The sequence below is a fragment of the Streptomyces sp. HmicA12 genome, assembly GCF_000373565.1.
Lineage (GTDB): Bacteria > Actinomycetota > Actinomycetes > Streptomycetales > Streptomycetaceae > Streptomyces.
Window position 1 is genome coordinate 370,584 of record NZ_KB891797.1, and the last position, 19,632, is coordinate 390,215.

21 protein-coding genes are annotated in these 19,632 nt (G+C 71.7%); 14 read left to right on the plus strand and 7 right to left on the minus strand.

The genetic code is table 11. The features are described 5' to 3' along the window. Window positions 1-39: 39 nt before the first annotated feature. Window positions 40-882, minus strand: coding sequence for a helix-turn-helix transcriptional regulator (locus B072_RS0101845; RefSeq protein WP_018528233.1), 843 nt, complete (start codon window positions 880-882; stop codon window positions 40-42). 49 nt (window positions 883-931) lie between these two features. Between B072_RS0101845 and B072_RS0101850 the strand changes: the two genes are divergently transcribed. Then, window positions 932-1,387, plus strand: a complete 456-nt coding sequence (locus B072_RS0101850) for a DUF2000 domain-containing protein (protein WP_018528234.1) — start codon at window positions 932-934, stop codon at window positions 1,385-1,387. A gap of 1 nt (window position 1,388) precedes the next feature. Here the strand turns inward: B072_RS0101850 and B072_RS0101855 are convergent, their stop codons facing one another. Further along, complete coding sequence (locus tag B072_RS0101855) at window positions 1,389-1,703, minus strand: AzlD domain-containing protein (RefSeq protein WP_018528235.1); 315 nt, start codon at window positions 1,701-1,703, stop codon at window positions 1,389-1,391. Further along, the gene (locus B072_RS0101860; protein WP_026245359.1) at window positions 1,700-2,401 is read right to left on the minus strand and encodes an AzlC family ABC transporter permease; all 702 of its coding nucleotides are present in this window, start codon (window positions 2,399-2,401) and stop codon (window positions 1,700-1,702) included. The genes B072_RS0101855 and B072_RS0101860 overlap by 4 nt, the downstream gene beginning before the upstream one ends. A gap of 87 nt (window positions 2,402-2,488) precedes the next feature. Between B072_RS0101860 and B072_RS0101865 the strand changes: the two genes are divergently transcribed. Both B072_RS0101865 and B072_RS0101870 read left to right on the plus strand, forming a co-directional pair. Continuing rightward, entirely contained in the window at window positions 2,489-3,064 is a 576-nt protein-coding gene (locus B072_RS0101865; protein WP_018528237.1) for a helix-turn-helix domain-containing protein, read from the plus strand. A 9-nt stretch (window positions 3,065-3,073) separates the two neighbouring features. Then, window positions 3,074-3,763 carry an aspartate/glutamate racemase family protein gene (locus tag B072_RS0101870; protein WP_018528238.1) on the plus strand — a complete coding sequence of 230 codons (690 nt, stop codon included), beginning with the start codon at window positions 3,074-3,076 and terminating at the stop codon, window positions 3,761-3,763. A 93-nt stretch (window positions 3,764-3,856) separates the two neighbouring features. On the opposite strand, the gene B072_RS0101875 is transcribed toward B072_RS0101870, so the two are convergent. Continuing rightward, on the minus strand, window positions 3,857-4,060 hold the full coding sequence (locus B072_RS0101875; RefSeq protein ID WP_018528239.1) for a cold-shock protein: 204 nt from the start codon (window positions 4,058-4,060) through the stop codon (window positions 3,857-3,859). A 266-nt stretch (window positions 4,061-4,326) separates the two neighbouring features. Between B072_RS0101875 and B072_RS0101880 the strand changes: the two genes are divergently transcribed. From B072_RS0101880 to B072_RS42175, 7 genes are all read left to right on the plus strand, one after another. Beyond that, a complete protein-coding gene (locus tag B072_RS0101880) occupies window positions 4,327-5,220 on the plus strand; it encodes a menaquinone biosynthesis protein (RefSeq protein WP_051127060.1) in 894 nt (297 codons plus the stop codon). 203 nt (window positions 5,221-5,423) lie between these two features. Then, window positions 5,424-7,052, plus strand: coding sequence for a serine/threonine-protein kinase (locus tag B072_RS0101885; RefSeq protein ID WP_018528241.1), 1,629 nt, complete (start codon window positions 5,424-5,426; stop codon window positions 7,050-7,052). Between the two features lie 5 nt (window positions 7,053-7,057). Beyond that, on the plus strand, window positions 7,058-7,747 hold the full coding sequence (locus B072_RS0101890) for a prepilin peptidase (RefSeq protein WP_018528242.1): 690 nt from the start codon (window positions 7,058-7,060) through the stop codon (window positions 7,745-7,747). Between the two features lie 46 nt (window positions 7,748-7,793). After that, a complete protein-coding gene (gene mqnC, locus B072_RS0101895) occupies window positions 7,794-8,993 on the plus strand; it encodes a cyclic dehypoxanthinyl futalosine synthase (protein ID WP_018528243.1) in 1,200 nt (399 codons plus the stop codon). A gap of 7 nt (window positions 8,994-9,000) precedes the next feature. After that, a complete protein-coding gene (locus B072_RS0101900) occupies window positions 9,001-9,597 on the plus strand; it encodes an imidazolonepropionase-like domain-containing protein (RefSeq protein ID WP_018528244.1) in 597 nt (198 codons plus the stop codon). Between the two features lie 148 nt (window positions 9,598-9,745). Then, a complete protein-coding gene (locus tag B072_RS0101905; RefSeq protein WP_018528245.1) occupies window positions 9,746-10,435 on the plus strand; it encodes a demethylmenaquinone methyltransferase in 690 nt (229 codons plus the stop codon). Between the two features lie 133 nt (window positions 10,436-10,568). Next, a complete protein-coding gene (locus B072_RS42175; protein ID WP_078506248.1) occupies window positions 10,569-13,055 on the plus strand; it encodes a zinc-ribbon domain-containing protein in 2,487 nt (828 codons plus the stop codon). Here the strand turns inward: B072_RS42175 and B072_RS0101915 are convergent. Both B072_RS0101915 and B072_RS0101920 read right to left on the minus strand, forming a co-directional pair. After that, window positions 13,039-13,341 carry a PASTA domain-containing protein gene (locus B072_RS0101915; protein WP_043243192.1) on the minus strand — a complete coding sequence of 101 codons (303 nt, stop codon included), beginning with the start codon at window positions 13,339-13,341 and terminating at the stop codon, window positions 13,039-13,041. The two genes, B072_RS42175 and B072_RS0101915, sit on opposite strands and share 17 nt — an antisense overlap. A gap of 147 nt (window positions 13,342-13,488) precedes the next feature. Further along, window positions 13,489-14,007, minus strand: coding sequence for a GNAT family N-acetyltransferase (locus B072_RS0101920; RefSeq protein WP_018528247.1), 519 nt, complete (start codon window positions 14,005-14,007; stop codon window positions 13,489-13,491). A gap of 190 nt (window positions 14,008-14,197) precedes the next feature. Here B072_RS0101920 and B072_RS0101925 point away from each other — a divergent pair, with 190 nt between their 5' ends. From B072_RS0101925 to B072_RS0101935, 3 genes are all read left to right on the plus strand, one after another. Then, window positions 14,198-15,493: a geranylgeranyl reductase family protein gene (locus B072_RS0101925; protein ID WP_018528248.1), complete on the plus strand. Its 1,296-nt coding sequence runs from the start codon at window positions 14,198-14,200 to the stop codon at window positions 15,491-15,493. A gap of 59 nt (window positions 15,494-15,552) precedes the next feature. Further along, window positions 15,553-15,879, plus strand: a complete 327-nt coding sequence (locus tag B072_RS0101930; RefSeq protein ID WP_018528249.1) for a putative quinol monooxygenase — start codon at window positions 15,553-15,555, stop codon at window positions 15,877-15,879. Between the two features lie 133 nt (window positions 15,880-16,012). Continuing rightward, window positions 16,013-17,674, plus strand: a complete 1,662-nt coding sequence (locus B072_RS0101935) for a hypothetical protein (RefSeq protein WP_043243194.1) — start codon at window positions 16,013-16,015, stop codon at window positions 17,672-17,674. A gap of 84 nt (window positions 17,675-17,758) precedes the next feature. Here the strand turns inward: B072_RS0101935 and B072_RS0101940 are convergent, their stop codons facing one another. Continuing rightward, entirely contained in the window at window positions 17,759-18,571 is an 813-nt protein-coding gene (locus B072_RS0101940) for a C40 family peptidase (protein WP_043243073.1), read from the minus strand. Window positions 18,572-19,268: 697 nt separating this feature from the next. Between B072_RS0101940 and B072_RS0101945 the strand changes: the two genes are divergently transcribed. Further along, complete coding sequence (locus tag B072_RS0101945) at window positions 19,269-19,628, plus strand: NADH-quinone oxidoreductase subunit A (RefSeq protein ID WP_007383963.1); 360 nt, start codon at window positions 19,269-19,271, stop codon at window positions 19,626-19,628. Window positions 19,629-19,632 lie beyond the last annotated feature (4 nt).

A 19,632-nucleotide genomic window follows, 5' to 3' on the forward strand; every position in this document is an offset into this window, starting at 1 on the left:
CCCACCACCCGGCCCCCACCACCCGCACCCGGCAACGCATCAGTGCCCCGGCGACACGGACCGTCCCGCCGCCCGCGCATAGCGTCCCGGCGGTGCCCCCACCACCCGCTTGAAGTGCCGGGTCAGATGTGACTGGTCGTAGAAGCCGACGTCCGTCGCCACGTCACCGACCGCCCGCCCGGCGAGCAGCAGCCGCCGCGCCCGGTCCACGCGCCGCGACATCAGGTACTGGTGCGGCGCGATCCCGTACGCCGCGCTGAACGACCGCACGAGATGCGCCGGATGCGCGTGCACCAGCGCCGCGGCCTCCTCCAGGTCGATGCCGTCCACGACCCGCGCGTCGAGCAGCTGCCGCAGCCGGTCGGCCACCCGGCGGTCCGGCGCGGGCGGACGCGGGCCGGCCCCCTGGGCCCGCAGCCGCTCCCGCAGCCGTTCGCCCACGAGCGCCAGCCGCGCCGCCGCCTCGAACTCGTCGCCGGGCCGGCCCAGCACGGTGTGCAGCTGCCCGATCCGGTGCCGCAGCAGCGGATCCACCAGGTCGGGACTGTCGGCCGCGGCCCCGATGAACGAGGTGTCGAGGGGGCCGTCGTCCGACGCCTCCAGGTACAGGACGCGTTTGCGGAAGCCGTGCGGCGTCGCGGCCGAGCCGTTGTGCGGGACCTGCGGCGGCAGCAGCGAGACGGTGCCGAGCGGGGTGCCGTGCTCGTGGCGCTCCAGGTCGTAGCGGACCGCGCCCTCGTCGACGATCAGCAGCGTCCACGTGTCGTGCACGTGCATCGGGTACGCGTGGTGCGTGAAGTGGGCGTGGAAGACCTCCGTGACGCCCTTCACCTCGGGGCGCCACGCGGTGATCCGCTCCAGATCGTTTCCGCGTCCCGCCATGCAAAGAACGTACAAGACGAGGCGGCGCCCCGGGCGGCAGTCTCGACCCATGAGCACAGACACCGCCGCCACCACCGCCGTCGACCAGGCCCCCGTCCGCTTCGACACCAAGATCGCCGTACTGCTCCGGGACGACCTGGAGACCTGGCAGCGGCTGAACGTGACCGCGTTCCTGGTGAGCGGCCTCGGCACCCAGGTCCCCGAGGTGATCGGGGAGCCGTACGAGGACGCCGACGGCACCCCGTACCAGCCGATGTTCCGCCAGCCGGTGCTGGTCTTCGAGGGCGGCAAGGAGACGCTGACCGCCGCCCACGGCAAGGCACTGCAGCGGGCCCTGCCCCGAGCCGTGTTCACCGCGGACCTGTTCGGCACCGGCAACGACCGTGACAACCGCGCGGCGGTACGGGCCGTCGGCGCGGCCGACCTCGACCTGGTGGGCATCGCCGTGTACGGGCCGAAGAACGCGGTCGACAAGGTTCTCAAGGGCGCCCGCATGCACCCCTGAGCTACGGCAGGCCGGCCAGCCGCAGCAGCGCGGTGACACCGGCCGCTGCCACGACCACCACGGCGAACGGCGCCCGCCGCCACGCGAGCACCCCGCCCGCGAGCACCCCGGCGGGCCGCGCCCATCCGGCGAACCCGTGCCCCGCCATCAGCGCCCCGGTGGCGAGCAGCGCGACGAGCAGCACGGTGGCGCCGGTGGTCAGCAACTCCTGTACGCGCGGGGGGAGTTCGACCCGCCCGTGCAGCAGGGGCCCGGCGAGCCGGAAGGCGTACGTCCCGGCGGCCAGCACCAGGACGGCGACGAGCTGAGCACTCACACCGGCCTCCGTACGCTGATCAGCCCCGCGAGCGCGAGCAGCACCGGCACCCCGGTCGGCAGGAACGGTGTGGCGGCGACGGCGAGCACGGCCCCGGCCGCGGCGGCCCGCCGTACCGCCCCGCTCTCCCGCAGCGCGGGCAGCACCAGGGCGAGCAGCATCGCGGGGAACGCGGCGTCGAGCCCGAACCGGTCGGTGTCCCCGAGCGCGCCCCCGGCGGCGGCGCCCGCCGCCACGCTCAGGTTCCAGGCGGCGAACAGCCCGATCCCCGACACCCAGAAGGCCGTGCGCCGCTTGGCCGGATCGCTCTGCGCGAGCGCGAACGCGGCGGTCTCGTCGGTGACCAGATGCGCGCCCACGAGCCGCGCGGGCCAGGACCGGCCCAGCGCGTCCGCGACGGCCAGGCTGAAGGCCGCGGTCCGGGTGTTGAGCAGCAGCCCGGTCGTGGCCGCGGCGACGGGCCCGCCCCCCGCGGCCAGTGCCGCGGCCGTACTGAACTGGGCCGATCCCGCGAACACGACCAGCGACATGACCACCGGCAGCCAGCCGGGCAGTCCGCTCCCGACGGCGACGGCCCCGAAGGACAGGCCGACGACGCCGTCGGCGAGGCAGACGAGCGCGACATCACGGACCAGTTGTCGATCCAGCACCCACAGTGTTCGCTCTGTCGGGCTGATCGTTCGGTAGGGCGAACGCATATCGGTGAGCATGCGCGGCCGCCGGTGCGTTCGTCAAGCCGAACGATAGGATCGACGCAGCGAACGACGTCGTACGGGAGCCTCGCCATGAACCAGCCGGACACCCCGCGCAGCAACGGTCTGCCCCTCGACCGCATCGCCGCCGCCCTGCGCCGCGAACGCACCCGCGCCGGACTCTCCCTGTCCGAGCTGGCCAAGCGCGCGGGCATCGCGAAGTCCACGCTCTCCCAGCTGGAGGCGGCGAACGGCAAGCCGGGCCTGGAGACCATGTGGGCGCTGAGCGTCGCCCTCGACGTACCGCCGAGCACCCTCCTCGACCCGCCGCGCCCCACGGTCCAGGTCGTCCGCGCGGGCCAGGGCCCCGCGGTCCCCTCCGAACTGGCCGACTACAGCGCCACGTTGCTGTCCACCAGCCCGCCCGGCGCCCGCCGCGACCTCTACTTCCTCCAGGTCGAACCGGGCAGCTCCCGCGACTCCGAGCCGCACATGTCCGGCACCACGGAACACCTCGTGGTCGGCACGGGCCGGATCCTCGCGGGCCCCCAGGACGACCCCGTCGAACTCGGCCCCGGCGACTACCTCTCGTACCCCGGCGACATCCCGCACACCTGCCGCGCCCTGGAGCCGGGCTCCACCTGCGTCCTGGTCATGCAGCACACGTAGCATCCCGGCATGCGCACCATCGGCCTGCTCGGCGGCATGAGCTGGGAGTCCTCCGCCGAGTACTACCGACTCCTCAACGAACGCACCCGCGAACGCCTCGGCGGGCTGCACTCGGCCCGCTGCGTCCTGTACTCGGTCGACTTCGCGGAGATCGAGGAGCTCCAGGTCGCCGGCCGCTGGGCGGAGGCCGGCGAGATCCTGGCCGGCGCGGCCCGCTCCCTGGAGGCCGCGGGCGCGGATCTCGTCCTGATCTGTACGAACACCATGCACAAGGTCGCCGACCAGGTGTCCGCGGCGATCTCCGTACCGCTGCTGCACCTCGCCGACACCACGGCCGACGCGGTGCGCTCCGCGGGGCTGACCCGGGTCGGGCTGCTCGGCACCGCCTTCACCATGGAACAGGCCTTCTACCGCGACCGCCTGGCCTCCCACGACCTGGAGGTGCTGACCCCGGACGCGGACTCCCGGGCCCTGGTCCACCGGGTCATCTACGAGGAACTCTGCCTCGGAGTCGTACGGGAGGACTCCCGCGAGGCCTACCGGAAGGTCATCGCCGAACTGGTCGCGGCGGGCGCCCAGGGCATCGTCCTCGGCTGCACGGAGATCGAGCTCCTGGTGACGGAGTCGGACAGCCCGGTACCCCTGTTCCCCACGGCCCGCCTGCACGCCGAGGCCGCGGTGTCGCTGGCGCTGGCCTAGCGGGGCGAGCCGGGAAAAAGGCAGGAGCCCCGCTCGCCTTACGGCGCGGGGCTCCTTGGGTACTGCTATAGGTTCCGGATCAAGCCACCACTACTACTGAGGGGTGACGTTCTCCGCCTGCGGACCCTTCGGGCCCTGCGTGACGTCGAAGCTGACGGCCTGGTTCTCCTCGAGGGAGCGGAAGCCGTTCGCGTTGATCGCCGAGTAGTGGACGAAGACGTCCGGGCCGCCGCCCTCCTGGGCGATGAAGCCGAAGCCCTTTTCAGCGTTGAACCACTTCACGGTTCCGGTAGCCATAAGCCCTCCTATGGGCCAAAGGGTCGCCCTGCTCCAGAACCTGCAAATGCGCAAACAACTGCAAAAGTCTGAAAACGACGAGAGCCCGCGGTTACATGCTCCGCAGGCTCTGTACTGCAAGGGAAACCAAACTGCAACTTGCGGCGAGCCTAGCACGCAGGCAGCCGAAAGCAATAGAGGGCAAGATCACGTCACCCGGAGGTTTGACGGAGGCCCGTTCTGGGTTGACCGGGACGCTCTGTGACCCGGAGCCTGCACCGTACCTCATGGGGTCTAGCCTCACCGATGTGGACAATTCTCCCGAGACTCCCCAGGCCGCGCGGCGCACCCGTCCGCGCGTGGGCCACATCCAGTTCCTGAACTGCATGCCTCTGTACTGGGGGCTTGCCAGGACCGGCTCCCTGCTCGACTTCGAGCTCACGAAGGACACCCCGGAGAAGCTCAGCGAGCGGCTGGTGCAGGGCCGCCTCGACATCGGTCCGATCACCCTCGTCGAGTTCCTCAAGGCCGCCGACCAGCTGGTCGCCTTCCCCGACCTGGCCGTCGGCTGCGACGGCCCCGTCATGTCCTGCGTGATCGTGTCGCAGGTGCCGCTCGACCAGCTGGACGGCCGCCGGGTGGCGCTCGGCTCGACGTCCCGTACGTCGGTCAGGCTCGCCCAGCTGCTGCTGGCCGAGCGCATCGGCGTACAGCCCGACTACTACACCTGTCCGCCCGACCTCGGCCTGATGATGCAGGACGCCGAGGCGGCCGTCCTCATCGGGGACGCCGCGCTGCGGGCCAACCTGCACGACGCCCCGCGGCTCGGCCTGCAGGTGCACGACCTGGGCGCCATGTGGAAGGAGTGGACGGGGCTGCCGTTCGTCTTCGCCGTGTGGGCCGCGCGCAAGGAGTACGTGGAGCGCGAGCCGGCGATCACGCGCCAGGTGCACGAGGCGTTCCTGTCGTCGCGGGACCTGTCCCTGGAGGAGGTCGGCAAGGTCGCCGAGCAGGCGGCCCGCTGGGAGGCCTTCGACGAGGCCGTTCTGGAGGAGTACTTCACGACACTCGACTTCCGGTTCGGAGCGGAGCAACTGGAAGGCGTGACGGAGTTCGCGCGGCGTGTCGGGGAGACCACGGGATTTCCCGCGGACGTGAAGGTCGAACTGCTCGCTCGTTGAACCCGCGACCGATCCCGAGGCCCGTCCGCCGGAATTCCGCCGTGTGTCCGCAGTGGAATTCCGGTGGCCGGTGCAGCCGATATCCCTGGGCCTTCCGGAATGCATCGTGAAGAATAGGGGCATTTGAGCCGCAGGGGAGTGTGAAGGCAGGGCCTAGGCTGCTGGGGCGCGTGCCGTGTCAGCTCTCGGGGGAGGTTCAGAGCATGCAGCCGCTTCAGGCCGACGAACCGACGACCGTCGGGCCCTACCGCCTGCTGGGCCGGCTCGGGCACGGCGGCATGGGCCGCGTGTACCTGGGCCGCAGCGCGGGCGGGCGGACCGTCGCCGTGAAGGTCGTGCACCCGCACTTCGCGCTCGACGAGGAGTTCCGGGCCCGCTTCCGGCGCGAGGTGGAGGCGGCGCGCCGGGTCGGCGGGACCTGGACCGCGCCGGTGCTCGACGCGGACCCGGAGGCGCCCGTGCCGTGGGTGGCGACCGGGTACGTCGCCGGGCCCTCGCTCGCCGAGGCGGCCGGTCCGCACGGCGGGCTTCCCGGACATTCCGTACGGGTCCTCGGCGCCGGCCTCGCGGAGGCGCTGGCGGCGGTGCACGGCCTCGGGCTCGTCCACCGGGACGTGAAGCCGTCGAACGTGCTGCTCACCGTGGACGGCCCGCGCCTCATCGACTTCGGCATCGCGCGGGCCACGGACGGCACGGCGTCCCTCACCTCCACCGGCGTCTCCATCGGCTCGCCCGGCTACATGTCGCCCGAGCAGATCCTCGGCAAGGGCGTCACCGGCGCCGCGGACGTCTTCTCGCTCGGCGCGGTCCTCGCGTACGCGGCGACGGGAGAGTCCCCCTTCCCCGGCGACTCGTCGGCCGCGCTGCTCTACAAGGTCGTCCACGAGGAACCCGAACTGGGCGCGCTGAGCGGCGAGTTGCGGGACGTGGTCGCCGCCTGCCTGGCGAAGGACGCGGCCGCCCGGCCCACCCCCGAGGAGGTGGCCCGGCGGCTGGCACCGGAGGGCGCGGCCGCGCTGGTCGCGGCGGGCTGGCTGCCGGGGGCGCTGGTCGAGCAGGTCTCGCGCGGCGCCGTGCGGCTCCTGGACCTGGAGGGCGCCGACCCCGCCACGGGTCCGGTCGGCTTCAGCAGCCCCGCGGTCACGAGCGGTGGCTCCCCGGGCGTCTTCGGCCCGCCCGATCCGTCGTACGCGTCCGCCGTGCCGCAGCCGCGCACCGAGCCCGCCGTGGAGGACGCCAAACCGGGCCGCCTCGCGCTGTCGGTGACGGCGGCGTCGACCCCGGCGACCGAGAACGGCCGGGGCCGCAAGGTGAGTTGCTCGGTGGCGCTGGCCGTGGCCGGGGCGTTCGCGGTGGTCGCGCTCGGCGGGGTGGTCGCGGTGAACCTGTTGCAGGGGAACTCCGGGGGCGATCAGGGCAGCCAGGCGGACGGGGCGCGGCCCACGGTGTCGGCGTCGGCGCCCGGCGCGGGGACGGGCAGCGTGCCGACGTTCTACATCGGGACGTGGGAGGGCAAGGCCACGACCCTCGGGATCATCCAGTTCGACACCTACCGCGTCGAGTTGAAGCAGGCCGCCGTCGGCGGGCGGCTCGGCACGGTCACCTCGACGGACGTCACGGGCAACCAGTGCGTCGACGTGCTGACCCTGAAGTCCGCCACCGCCGGGGAGCTGGTGGCCGCGGGCAAGGGGGACCCGGCCAACGACGGAACCAAGTGCGCCTCGGGCGCCCACACCGTGCATCTCACGCGCGACGGCTCGGCCCTGAAGTACACCTCGCAGTACCCGGACGCGGGCGACCCGACGGCGGACCTGAAGCGAGCGGGGCGGTAGCCGACGTGGACGTTCCGTCGCCGGACACGCTGACCGCCGTCGCCGCGCTCTGGGGCGCCGCGACCGGAGCGCTGCTGCCCCGTGCCGCGTACCGCCTCTCCGTGGAGCCGGAGGAACCGTGGCGGGAGGCCCGCGGCTGGCTGGGCGTCCGGCCGGGGCCCAGCACCCTGCTCCTCGCCGCCGTCACCGCGGCGGCCTGCGCCCTGCTCGCCGCCGCCACCGGCACCCGGCCCGAGCTCGGCGCCTGGCTGCTGCTCGCCCCGCTCGCGGTGCTGCTCGCCACCGTCGACTTCGCCGTGCACCGGCTGCCGGACGTGCTCACCCTCCCCTTCACCGCCCTCGGCGTGGCCTCGCTGGGGCTGGCCGCGCTGCTGCCCGAGCCGGCCGGCTCCTGGCGCGGCGCGCTGCTCGGGGCGCTCGCCATGGGAGTCCTCTATCTGGTGCTCCACCTCGTCAACTCGCGCGGCATGGGGATGGGCGACGTGAAGCTCGCCCCGGGGCTCGGCGCGGTGCTCGGCTGGTACGGGGTGGGGGTGCTGTCCATCGGGGTGCTCGCGGGCGTGCTGTTCAACGGCCTGTACGCGCTCGTGCTCGTCGTGGCCCGGCGCGCGGGGCGCAAGACGGAGATCCCCTTCGGCCCGTTCATGATCCTCGGGGCGTACGCGGGGGTTCTGCTGGGGGCCCTGGCCGCCTGACGTACGCTGAGATTTCAGCTCTACACCTCCGAAAGGGGCACGCCCGGTGACCGAGAAGGCCGCGCTTCAGTCCGTCCTCGACCGTGCCGCCGCCGGTGGGCGCATCACCCCGGAGGAGGCCGTCGCCCTCTACCGCGACGCCCCGCTGCACGCGCTCGGTGCCGCCGCCGACACCATCCGGCGCCGCAAGTACGCGGGCATCGAGCACATCGCCACGTACATCATCGAGCGGAACATCAACTACACGAACGTGTGCGTCACGGCGTGCAAGTTCTGCGCCTTCTACGCGGCCCCGAAGGACACCAAGAAGGGCTGGAGCCGCGATCTCGACGACATCCTGCGCCGCTGCGCGGAGACCGTCGAGCTGGGCGGCACCCAGATCATGTTCCAGGGCGGGCACCACCCGGACTACGGCGTCGAGTACTACGAGCACCACTTCTCCGCCATCAAGAAGGACTTCCCGCAGCTGGTCATCCACTCGCTGGGCGCGTCCGAGGTCGAGCACATGGCCCGGATCTCCAAGGTGTCGGTCGAGGAGGCCATCCAGCGCATCCACGCGGCGGGCCTCGACTCCTTCGCCGGCGCCGGCGCCGAGCTGCTCCCGGAGCGGCCGCGCAAGGCCATCGCCCCGCTGAAGGAGTCCGGCGAGCGCTGGCTGGAGATCATGGAGACCGCGCACCGCCTCGGTGTCGAGTCGACCTCCACCATGCTGATGGGCACCGGCGAGACGAACGCCGAGCGTATCGAGCACCTGCGCATGATCCGCGACACGCAGGACAGGACGGGCGGCTTCCGCGCCTTCATCCCGTACACGTACCAGCCCGAGAACAACCACCTCAAGGGCCGTACGCAGGCCACGCTCTTCGAGTACCTGCGCATGATCGCGATCGCCCGGATCTTCCTGGACAACGTCCAGCACATCCAGGGCTCCTGGCTGACCACGGGCAAGGAGGTCGGCCAGCTCTCCCTGCACTACGGCGCCGACGACCTCGGCTCGATCATGCTGGAGGAGAACGTCGTCTCCTCGGCCGGTGCCAAGCACCGCTCCAACCGCATGGAGATCATCGAGCTCATCCGCAAGGCCGGCCGGGTCCCCGCGCAGCGCGCCACGACGTACGAGCACCTCGTCGTGCACGACGACCCGGCGAACGACCCGGTCGACGAGCGCGTCATGTCCCACATCTCGTCGACGGCGATCGAGGGCGGCACGGCACACCCCGAGCTGAAGCTCGTCGCCACCAACTGAGCCCGTTTTGCCGACACTTCACGCCACCGCCGCTGACGAGTCCGCCGTCCTCGTGGACGGTGGCCTCGTCAAGGCGCTCGGCCCGTACGAGGACCTCGCCGCCGCCCACCCGGACGCCCGGGTGCGGCGCTGGCCCGGCATCCTCACCCCCGGGCTGCTCAACCCGTACGGCCCGGAGATCCTGGAGCACACGTACCACCCCGATCCGCGCGAGGCCGACACGTACGGCACCACGCCGATCGGCGGGGAGCGGGCCCGGGAGATCTTCCGCGCCGAGCCGTCGCGGCTCGGCGCGAGCGCGCGGCGCGGTGTGCAGCGGCTGTTCGCGCACGGCACGGTGGCGATCGCCGGGGAGCTGCGGGCCAAGCCGGTACTGGAGGTCGCGCAGCGCTCCGGGCTCGTCTTCGGCGGACGCCCGGACCGGCTCCCCGGCCCTGTCTCCCTGTCCCCGAAGCCCCTGGTCCTGCTCCCCGCGCTCGCGGTGGGCGGACCGGCGCGGTTCGCGGTGTTCGACGTCGCGGACCGGGAGGAGCTGGTGCGGCGCGGGGCGTCGACGTGCGTGGCGACGGTGATCGGCGGGCGGCTGGTGTACCGGGGGCGCTAGGCGCCGCGAGGGTCGGGGCCGTCTGCCGGGCGCGGGGAACTGCGCGAGAAGCCCCACCGGAGCCGCACTCGCCCACGCGACCGCACCCGGCAGGCGAACTCGCCTCCCGGTCGCCGAAGGCCGGGAGGGACCCTGCCACAATGACCAGGTGACCCGTGCATCCCTGGACAAGCAGCCCCGCGAAGTCGCCTCGATGTTCGATGACGTGGCGGAGAAGTACGACCTCACGAACGACGTGCTGTCCCTGGGACAGGCGCGGCTGTGGCGGAAGGAAGTGGCCAAGGCCGTCGACGCCCGGCCCGCGCAGAAGATCCTCGACCTCGCCGCCGGCACCGCCACCTCCTCGCAGCCGTTCGCCCAGGCCGGCGCGTACGTCGTGCCCTGCGACTTCTCCCTCGGCATGCTGCGGGTCGGCAAGCAGCGCCACCCCTGGATGCCGTTCACGGCGGGCGACGGCACGAAGCTGCCGTTCAAGGACGACACGTTCGACGCCGTGACGATCTCCTTCGGGCTGCGCAACATCCAGGACACCGACCAGGCGCTGCGCGAGCTGTACCGCGTGACGAAGCCGGGCGGACGCGTCGTCATCTGCGAGTTCAGCCACCCGACGCTCGCCCCGTTCCGCACCGTCTACACCGAGTACCTGATGCGCGCCCTGCCGCCCGTCGCGCGCGCCGTCTCCTCGAACCCGGACGCGTACGTGTACCTCGCCGAGTCGATCCGCGCCTGGCCGACCCAGCCGGAGCTGGCCGCCCGCCTCCAGGGCGCGGGCTGGTCCAAGGTCGCCTGGCGCAACCTCACGGGCGGCATCGTCGCCCTGCACCGCGGCATCAAGTAACGGTTCAACTTCGCCGATTTCCACGGGCGTTGAAGGGAACCGGAGCGGCGGGAAGATGTGTCCGTTGATTGCGTGGTGACGCTTCGCTACCGGGGCGTCACGCACTCGTCCCCGGACCGTGACGGAGCACCCGATGGCGTCGTTCTGCCCGCATTGTGGAGCCGAGGCTCCGGAAGAGGCCCGCTTCTGCATGAGATGCGGGAGAGAGCGCGCCGCCCCGGTGGACGCGGAGGCTCCCACCGCATCGGCCGCGGCGCCACCGCCGCCGGCCTCTCCGCCCGTTCCCGCCGCACCGCCGCCCCCCGCCTTCCAGCCCCCGTCCCCGCCTTCGTACCCGTCCTCGTACGAGATCCAGCCCCCGTACCCGCCCAAGCCCGCCGGCCCCGCTCGGCCGTCGGCCCTCGGCGCCTTCTTCGGGCGGGCCTTCCGCGGTGACTGGGCGGGCGCCGCGCAGGCCGCGCTGTGGCCCGTGGGGCTGCTGCTGATCAGCGCCGTCGCCCTCGCGATCCCCGGATACGGCCAGGACTCCGGCGACGACGACTTCGTCGGCTTCGGCGACCGGCTGCGGATCGCCCTGACCGTGCTCATGCACGGACTCGGCGGCGGCTTCGAGGTGACGGCGGTGAGCGGCGGCTCCTCGATGTTCGGCGACGCCTCCGACACGTCGGCGGGCGGCTCGCTCGAACTCTCCATGCCGCCGCTGCTCGTGGCCGTGCTGTGGTGCACGGCGCTGCTGATCGGCGTACGGATGCTGCGCACGCGCACCCTCGACGCCCGGCGCGCGGCCGGGACCTGGGGTCCGCCGCCGGCCCGCACCCTGGGCCCGGAGATCGCGGTCCGGGTCGGGCTGCTCGCGATGGCGGGCACCGTCGTGCTCGCGCTGTTCGGGCAGCCGACGATCCAGCGGGTCGCGTTCCACACGGGGCCGTTCCTGGTGGCCCTGTGCACGCTGGCGCTCGGCATGGCCGTCACCGTCGCCGTCTTCCAGCGGGCCGACATCGCCCAGTGGCTCGCGGTGCGCCCCGGCGTCGCCGTCGCGAGCCGCGCCTTCGGCTCCGCGGTGCGGGCGATGGCCTGGGTGCTGCCGCTGGTGCTCGTGGCGGGCTTCGTGGTCGGCATCATCAGTGACGACGGCAGCGACAGCAGTGCCTCCGACGACGCCTCCGACGCGACCGGCGGCAGCGTCGCCGCGGGCATCGTCATGCTCCTGCTGTACCTGCCCAACCTCGCCCTGACCGGCCTCGGCTTCGTGTGGGGCGCCCCGCTGGAGATGGACCTGCGCGGTTCGTCGGCGTTCGGCGGCAGCCGGTACGAGCACGACGCGTACGGCCTGGAGCGGCTCGGCGACGAGGTCGACGGCGGTGCGGTCGTCGGCGTGCTGGCCTTCGGCCTGGTACTCGCCCTGCTCATCGGCGTCCTCGTCGCCCGGCGCTCGCGGGACCGCCGCGAGCTGTACCTCGGCGGCGCGTTCTTCTACGTCATGCTGCTCGCCCTGACCGCTCTGTCCGGGTTCTCGATGGAGGCCTCGGGCAGCCTCGCCGACGAGGTCGCCTTCGCGGGCACCGGCGAGGGCGGGGTGAGCATGCCGGAACTGCTGCTCTTCGGGCTGCTGTGGGTGGGCGGAGGCATCGTCGCCGCGCCCTACCTGCTGCGCCTGACCGGGTTCGACACCGGGCTCACCGGGCTCACCGGTCCCGCCGCCCCTTTCGGTACGGGGCCGCAGGCCCTGCCCCCGCTGGGCAGCCCTACGGCCCCGCCCACCCCGGACGACTGCCACAACCTCCCGACCCAGACGGTCGGTTCGGTGGTCCCGGCGCCTGAGGCGTACGCCCCGCACACCGTCCCTCCGGCCCCGGGACCGGCGTCCGCGTCCGCGGGGACAGGGCGGCGCGTGGGCATCTGGGCCGGCACCCTCCTCGGCGCGTTCGTCATCGGCGGCGGTGTCGCGGCGGGGGTGCTGCTGCTCCAGGACGACGGCGACAACGGCAAGGACGACGCCAAGGACAACCAGCCGGTCGCCGCACAGACGCAGCAGACGCAAGAGACACAGCAGACACAGGAGGCACAGCAGACACCGGAGCCCCAGGAGCCGTCCGCGTCGGAGTCCGCCTCGGAGTTCGCGGGCCAGGACTCCGCCGGCCCCTCCCAGACGCCCGAGATCCCCGACGGCTACCGCCAGGTCGTCGACGTCCAGGGCTTCTCCTTCGCCGTCCCCGAGACCTGGGACCGGGTCGGCGCCGACGACAGCGGCACCCAGACCACGTACGCGGGCGGAAGCGGCACGGAGAAGTACCTCGTCGGAGTGATCCCGGGTGCGGACTACACCTCGTACGAGAACCTCCGGAACCTGGAGCGGCACCTGGAGAAGGACAAGAAGAAGAGGAACTACCAGCGGCTCCGTCTGGAGGAGAACACCTTCCAGGGGAGCGCCGGGGCGATCTGGGAGTACACGTACGAGGACGAGTCCGGGCGGACGGTCCACGGCATCGACCAGTCGTACATCGCCGCCGACGGAACCGAGTACGCGATCCTCCTGACCGGCGGCGACGACGTCTGGTCCGGCCTGGCGGAGACCTACCGGGTCGGCCTCGACGCCTGGCGGCTCACGGACACGGACTGAACGGCAGGGAGGGGGAGGAGAGTTCGGCCGGATCGTCGAGCTCCCGGCGCATGCCACCGCCCCGCGGGCCCGGCTCGCGGGGCTCGCGCACGCCCGCTCCGCCGCCGCCCTCGCCCTCCCCGAAGTCGAACCAGACCGTGACGGCCGCGTCCCGCGGGATCTCCACGCCCGGCAACGGGTACTGGCGCACCACGTAGTCCGCGGCGGCCTCGTCGAGCGCGGGACGGTCCGCGGCGGTCAGCCGCAGACCGTGCGCCAGCACTGTGGCCTGCGCGTCGACGGCCATCAGACCGACGAGCTTCGGCACATGAACTTCCGGTGTCTTGGGCGTCTTGGGCGTCTTCGGCACAGATGTCACCCCCAGGCGGTACCGGAAGGGTAGTCCCGTGCGCAGCGCCCCGGAAGAGGTCGCCGGACGCCTGGCGAAGGGCGCCTACAGCACCAGCCGGAAGCAGTGCCCCCGGCGGCCGGTCGGTGTCACGAACGTCTCCGTCCGCTCCATGCCGAGGCGCCGGGTCACCGCGATCGAGCGCGCGTTCTCGGCGTCGACCATCGCGACGACGCTGCCGATGCCCGCCGCCCGTACCCGCTCCACGGTCGCGAGCGCGGCGGCCGTGGCGTACCCCCGGCCCCAGTGGGCGCGGCCGAGCCGCCAGCCGATCTCGATCTCGCCGACCGGGCCCCACGTCCGCTCCCACGGCTGCGCGCCGGTGAACCCGATGACCTCGTCCGCGTCGTCCGTCATGGTCCACAGGCAGAAGCCGCGCTCGGCGTCGTGCCGCCGCTGGCGCGCGGTCAGCTCCTCGTACACCGACAGCTCGGCCGGGCGGCCCCCGTGGAACTCCATGACGTCCGGGTCGTCGAACACCCGGTGCCAGGTGAAGGCGTCCTCATGGGTGGGGACCCGCAGTTCCACGGCGGGCGGCACGAACACATCGGCGACTTCGGTCATGGGCTGGCCCTTCGCTGGGAGATCGGTGCCGCTGCTGTTCCTACCCGGGGGACAACCCCCGGACCCCCGGCCGGGAAAACAGGCGGCCCGGGGCGCGCGGACCGACCGGAGGGAGGCGATCGTCGGTGAATAGACTGCCCATGTCCGTGCCGGACGGCACACCGTTTTCGACCCTTGGGGAGAACCCGCCGTGACCGAGCAGCCCAAACCCCTCTCCGAGCACAGCGCAGACGTGATCGTCGTCGGGGCCGGGCCAGCCGGTTCGACGACCGCCTACTACCTGGCGAAGGCGGGCCTGGACGTCCTGCTCCTGGAGAAGACGGCGTTCCCGCGCGAGAAGGTGTGCGGCGACGGCCTGACCCCGCGCGCCACCAAGCAGCTCGTCTCCATGGGCATCGACATCTCCGAGGAGGCGGGCTGGCTGCGCAACAAGGGCCTGCGCATCATCGGCGGCGGCGTCCGCCTCCAGCTCGACTGGCCTGATCTCGCCTCCTACCCGGACTACGGCCTCGTCCGCAAGCGCGACGACTTCGACGAGCAGCTCGCGCGGCAGGCGCAGAAGGCCGGCGCGCGCCTGTACGAGCAGTGCAACGTCGGCGCCCCGATCACCGACGAGCGCACCGGCCGCATCACGGGCGTGCACGCGAAGCTGGGCGACGAGAAGCGCGCGGTCACCTTCCACGCGCCGCTGGTCGTCGCCGCCGACGGCAACTCGACCCGGCTCTCCCTCGCGATGGGCCTGCACCGCCGCGAGGACCGCCCGATGGGCGTCGCGGTCCGTACGTACTTCACCTCGCCGCGCCACGACGACGACTACCTGGAGTCCTGGCTGGAGCTGTGGGACAAGCGCGGCCCCGGCGAGGACCGCCTCCTTCCCGGCTACGGCTGGATCTTCGGCATGGGCGACGGCACGTCCAACGTCGGCCTCGGCATCCTCAACTCTTCCAAGGCGTTCCGGGAGTTGGACTGGCGCGAGGTGCTCAAGGCGTGGTGCGCGTCGATGCCGGAGGACTGGGGCTACACCCCGGAGAACATGACGATGCCGATCCGCGGCGCCGCCCTCCCGATGGCCTTCAACCGCCAGCCGCACTACACCAAGGGCCTGCTCCTGGTCGGCGACGCGGGCGGCCTGGTCAACCCGTTCAACGGCGAGGGCATCGCGTACGCCATGGAGTCCGGGCAGATCGCCGCCGACGTCATCGTGCAGGCCCACGCCCGCGCCACCGACGCCCAGCGCGAACTCGCCCTGCAGCGCTACCCGAAGGTCCTCAAGGACACCTACGGCGGTTACTACACGCTGGGCCGCGCCTTCGTGAAGATGATCGGCAACCCGAAGGTCATGAAGATCGCGACGCAGCGCGGTCTGACCCACCCGGTCCTGATGAAGTTCACGCTGAAGATGCTCGCGAACCTCACGGACCCGACGGGCGGCGACGCCATGGACCGCATCATCAACGGCCTGACCAAGGTCGCCCCGAAGGCCTGACTTGGGCCTGAACGGGGCCTGACTTGGCTCCTCCCGGTCGCTCGGGGCAGTCTTGACGCATGATTTTCATCGCCGTCAAGTTCACCGCCCGCCCCGAGCACGCCGAGTCCTGGCTGGAGAGGACCGCCGCGTTCACCGCCGCGACCCGCGCCGAGGAGGGCAACCTCTTCTTCGACTGGTCGCGCAGCGTCGAGGACCCGAACCAGTACGTCCTCCTGGAGGGCTTCCGGGACGCCGACGCGGGCGCCGCGCACGTCGGCTCCGCCCACTTCAAGGCGGGCCTCGACGCGATGGCCCCGCTCATCGCGACCACCCCCGAGATCATCAACGCCGATATCCCGAACGAGGGTTGGGGCGCGATGGGGGAGCTGGCACCGCAGGCGTGACGCAGCGCGCGCGGAGTTGTTGTTTGTGATGCTCCTGTGACGCCTCTGTGGGCAACGATCACCCCGGGTGAGTGGTCGGAGGGGGTGAGCCGGTGTGCGGCTCACCCCCTCCGACTTCCACGAGAGAGCGTTGATGAGACGTCACATCCGCCGGGTCGGCTCCCGCGCCGCCCTCGGGCTCGCCGCGGCCGCGGCCCTCACCTGCGGCTTCGGCGCCGCCGCACCCGCGCTCGCCGCCGACGACGCTCCGCTGACGGTCGCCATCACCGGCGAGAGCCGCGTCGACCTGTCCCTCACCGGGGACAACGGCGAACCGTCCGAGCCCCAGGTCACCCTGCGCCTGGCCGCGCCGGGCAGCGACGAGCCGGGCGACGACGGCGTCGTACCCGTCGTCCACCACGGCGACTACAAGATCAAGATCGATGCGTCCGGGCTCAAGGGCGTCGCCGCCGTGAAGCTGCCGTGCGCGGCCGACGGCCCGACCGCCGAATGCTCGGGCGACGAGATCAACGCCGGCAGCGACTACAACCGGCTCGGCGGCATCCGCCTCGACGTCGACAGCGAGAGCGCCGCCGGGGACTTCGGCTCCATCAAGGTCACCGGCGAGGGCGAGGGCGTCACCTTCACGCCGCTGACCATCGACGTCCTGGTGGGCGGCCCCGAGTTCAAGAACCGCGAGCTGAGCGAGCCCAAGGGCTTCGAGGCCGGCGACGTGTACGACGCCCCGGTCGGCTTCCGCAACGCGGGCAGCATGGCGGCGGACGGCGCGGTCCTGCGCTTCCACGGCTCGCGCGGCCTGAGCTTCCTCGACAGCTACGGCAACTGCGCGTACAAGAAGACCACCGACGGGCCGCTGCTGCAGCAGGGGATCGACGCGATCTGCACCGTCCCCGGCACCTTCGACGCGGGCAAGGCCTACACCGTCGCCGAGCCGCTGAAGGTCCGCACGGCCGACTTCGCGCTCTTCGACATCTTCAACTACGGCTTCTCCGCGGTCTCCCCGGCCAAGGCGAAGTCGCTGCTCGCCTCCGACGGCTACACGCCCGGCACCGGCGGCTCCCTCACGCTGAAGGAGCTCCCGGGCGCCTCTGCGGCCGACTACACGCGCTACGCGGAGCTGGACCTGCCCACCTCCAACACCTACGACCTGGTGCTGACCGGCGACTCCGCCGAGGGCAAGGCCGGCGACACGGTCAGGACGGAGATCGGTTTCCGCAACGACGGCCCCGGCTGGATCAGCGCGCTGCGCTCCGGCGGCGAGCCGATCGCGTTCACGGTGACGGTCCCCAAGGGCGCGAAGGTCACCAAGGCGCCGGACCGCTGCAACTACACGACGATCGCGGAGGGCGTGAAGGGCTACCTGTGCTGGGTCTCCACACCGCTGCTCGAGGACGCGAAGCTGACCTTCCCGTTCGAGCTGCGCATCGACAAGGTCGTGAAGAACGCCAAGGGCAAGGTGGCGCTGCCGACGTGGGACAACCCGGCGGAGCCCGAGCAGTCCAACAACACCGCGTGGATCGTCCTCAACGGCACCGACGAGGGGCAGAGCGCGGGCGGCTCCACGGGCGGCTCCTCGGCGAGCCCGTCGCCGAGCGCCAGTGCGACTGATTCGTCCGGTTCATCCGGTACGTCGGGTAATTCAGGCTCGTCCGGCGGGAGTTCCGGGAGCGAGGGCTCCGGCGGCGGCCTCGCGCTGACCGGCGCGGGCGGCGTGCTGCTCGTCGGCGGCGTCGCGGTGCTCGTCCTGGGGCTCGGCGCCGTGGCCGTCGTCGTGACGCGCCGCAGGGCCGCCTGAGCGCTTGTGAGCGGATGAACGAAGGCCGCCGCACCCGAGAGGGGTGCGGCGGCCTTCGTCGTACGTACGGGGTCCGGGGGAGCGTCAGAGGACGCGGACCGCGCCGCTGGCCGGGTAGCCGGAGAGGTCCTGGATGACGACGCCCTTGGAGGGGTTGGCGGCGTCCAGGTACTGGCCGTTACCGATGTAGACACCGACGTGGTACGCCGAGCCCGCGCCGCCCCAGTACAGGATGTCGCCGACCTGGACGCTGGAGAGCGAGACCGCGGTGCCGGAGGTCGACTGGTCCTGCGAGGTGCGCGGCAGGTCCACGCCGGCCTGCTTGAACGCGGCCTGGACGAGGCCCGAGCAGTCCCACGAGCTGGGGCCCGTGCCGCCCATCACGTACGCGTCACCGACCTGAGCCTTCAGGAAGCTGATGACGGACGCGACGGAGCCGCTGGCGGGGGCGCTGGCGGTCTCGGTGGCCGAGGCGAGCGTCGTGCGCGCGGAGGAGCGGGACGCGGTGGCCTGCGCGGCCGCCTCACGCTCCGCCTTGGCCTTCTTCGCGGCCTCGGCCTTCTTCTTGGCCTCCGCCTTCTGCTTGGCCTCGGCCTGGTCCTTCTTGGCCTGGTCCGCGGCCTTGGCGAAGGCCTCGTCACGCTCCGCCTGGAGCTGGTAGTTGGCCGCGGCCTGCTGGGTGGCGTCCGCGGACTGGGCGACCTGGGTGGAGAGGTCGGCGGTGAGCGTGGGCAGTTCGATCGTCTGCGTCACGGGCTCGGCAGCGTTCGCCGCACCGGACGCACCAGCCACTGCCAGGGTGCTGAGGACGCCACCGGTGACTCCGGCGCGCAGGGCCATCTTCGAGGCGCTGCGGCGGGGCTTTCGGTGGCTGGGTATGTGAGCGGTGTGGGACATGAGTACAACCGCTATCAGGGCTTCACGGTTCCCATCAAGAAACGTGTGGTGCGCCACAGTTGTGAAGAACGGTCACGAATTCCGCACCGGGCGGCCCTTATTGACGCCGTAAAGGACAATACGGACAGCCGACTTCAAGGCCGTGAGCAAGGGTTTTCGGTAAAACGCCCGAATTGCCCGAGGCCTACCACTCGTTGAGTCCGTTGGCCAAGCCCGGTTTCCGGGAGGTTACTTGGGGCGTGACGCAGGTCACACCGAACCCCTAGGGGGCGACTCGGGCGCCCACTTCCGTCCACACCCCTCCCGTCGATTTCCCTCCGAGGTGTGAACGGGGTCCACTATCAGCCACTGTCGTCCAGCACCAATTTGCCTGCAGTGCACACCTCTTGATAGTGCGCGGACGTCTCTGACCAGGGGTAACCGGACGAGATGTCACCTCTGGTGATCACTCAGGCGCTTCGAGTGTGAAGATCACCGCTCATCCGACTTCATGATCCTTCGTCAGGTGGTGGAGATCACAAAGTAGTTGGCGTACCCCGTGTCGCAGATCACAGAGGACCAGGCATAAGATGCGGGGCAAGTTGGGCTTGTGACCTGCTTCACATGTGAGCGATCTTCGACCGTTTGCAGGGGGAGCCGGGGTCGCGAGCTCATGCAACCGCCAGCAGTCAGCGCCGACTGAGAGGAGCGAGGAGCGGTGAACGCGTATGCGCCCATCCTCGTACTGGGAGCCCTCGGGGCAGGCTTTGCGATCTTCTCCGTGGTCATGGCCACGCTTATCGGTCCAAAGCGGTACAACCGGGCCAAACTCGAAGCCTACGAGTGCGGGATCGAGCCGACCCCCACGCCGGCCGGCGGCGGGCGCTTCCCCATCAAGTACTACCTGACGGCGATGCTCTTCATCGTCTTCGACATCGAGATCGTCTTCCTCTACCCCTGGGCCGTCACCTTCGACGCGCTGGGGGTGTTCGGGCTCGTGGAGATGCTGCTCTTCGTGCTCACCGTCTTCGTCGCGTACGCGTACGTATGGCGGCGCGGCGGCCTGGAATGGGACTGAGCCC

Excerpts from the sequence above, each read along its gene's own strand:
- B072_RS42175 (WP_078506248.1), top strand. The coding sequence starts at position 10,569 with ATGGCGTCGTTCTGCCCGCATTGTGGAGCCGAGGCTCCGGAAGAGGCC.
- B072_RS0101930 (WP_018528249.1), top strand. The coding sequence starts at position 15,553 with ATGATTTTCATCGCCGTCAAGTTCACCGCCCGCCCCGAGCACGCCGAG.
- B072_RS0101870 (WP_018528238.1), top strand. The coding sequence starts at position 3,074 with ATGCGCACCATCGGCCTGCTCGGCGGCATGAGCTGGGAGTCCTCCGCC.
- B072_RS0101920 (WP_018528247.1), bottom strand. The coding sequence starts at position 14,007 with ATGACCGAAGTCGCCGATGTGTTCGTGCCGCCCGCCGTGGAACTGCGG.
- B072_RS0101885 (WP_018528241.1), top strand. The coding sequence starts at position 5,424 with ATGCAGCCGCTTCAGGCCGACGAACCGACGACCGTCGGGCCCTACCGC.
- B072_RS0101875 (WP_018528239.1), bottom strand. The coding sequence starts at position 4,060 with ATGGCTACCGGAACCGTGAAGTGGTTCAACGCTGAAAAGGGCTTCGGC.
- B072_RS0101940 (WP_043243073.1), bottom strand. The coding sequence starts at position 18,571 with ATGTCCCACACCGCTCACATACCCAGCCACCGAAAGCCCCGCCGCAGC.
- B072_RS0101845 (WP_018528233.1), bottom strand. The coding sequence starts at position 882 with ATGGCGGGACGCGGAAACGATCTGGAGCGGATCACCGCGTGGCGCCCC.
- B072_RS0101880 (WP_051127060.1), top strand. The coding sequence starts at position 4,327 with ATGGGGTCTAGCCTCACCGATGTGGACAATTCTCCCGAGACTCCCCAG.
- B072_RS0101915 (WP_043243192.1), bottom strand. The coding sequence starts at position 13,341 with ATGGCCGTCGACGCGCAGGCCACAGTGCTGGCGCACGGTCTGCGGCTG.
- B072_RS0101865 (WP_018528237.1), top strand. The coding sequence starts at position 2,489 with ATGAACCAGCCGGACACCCCGCGCAGCAACGGTCTGCCCCTCGACCGC.
- B072_RS0101850 (WP_018528234.1), top strand. The coding sequence starts at position 932 with ATGAGCACAGACACCGCCGCCACCACCGCCGTCGACCAGGCCCCCGTC.
- B072_RS0101860 (WP_026245359.1), bottom strand. The coding sequence starts at position 2,401 with ATGCGTTCGCCCTACCGAACGATCAGCCCGACAGAGCGAACACTGTGG.
- B072_RS0101935 (WP_043243194.1), top strand. The coding sequence starts at position 16,013 with ATGAGACGTCACATCCGCCGGGTCGGCTCCCGCGCCGCCCTCGGGCTC.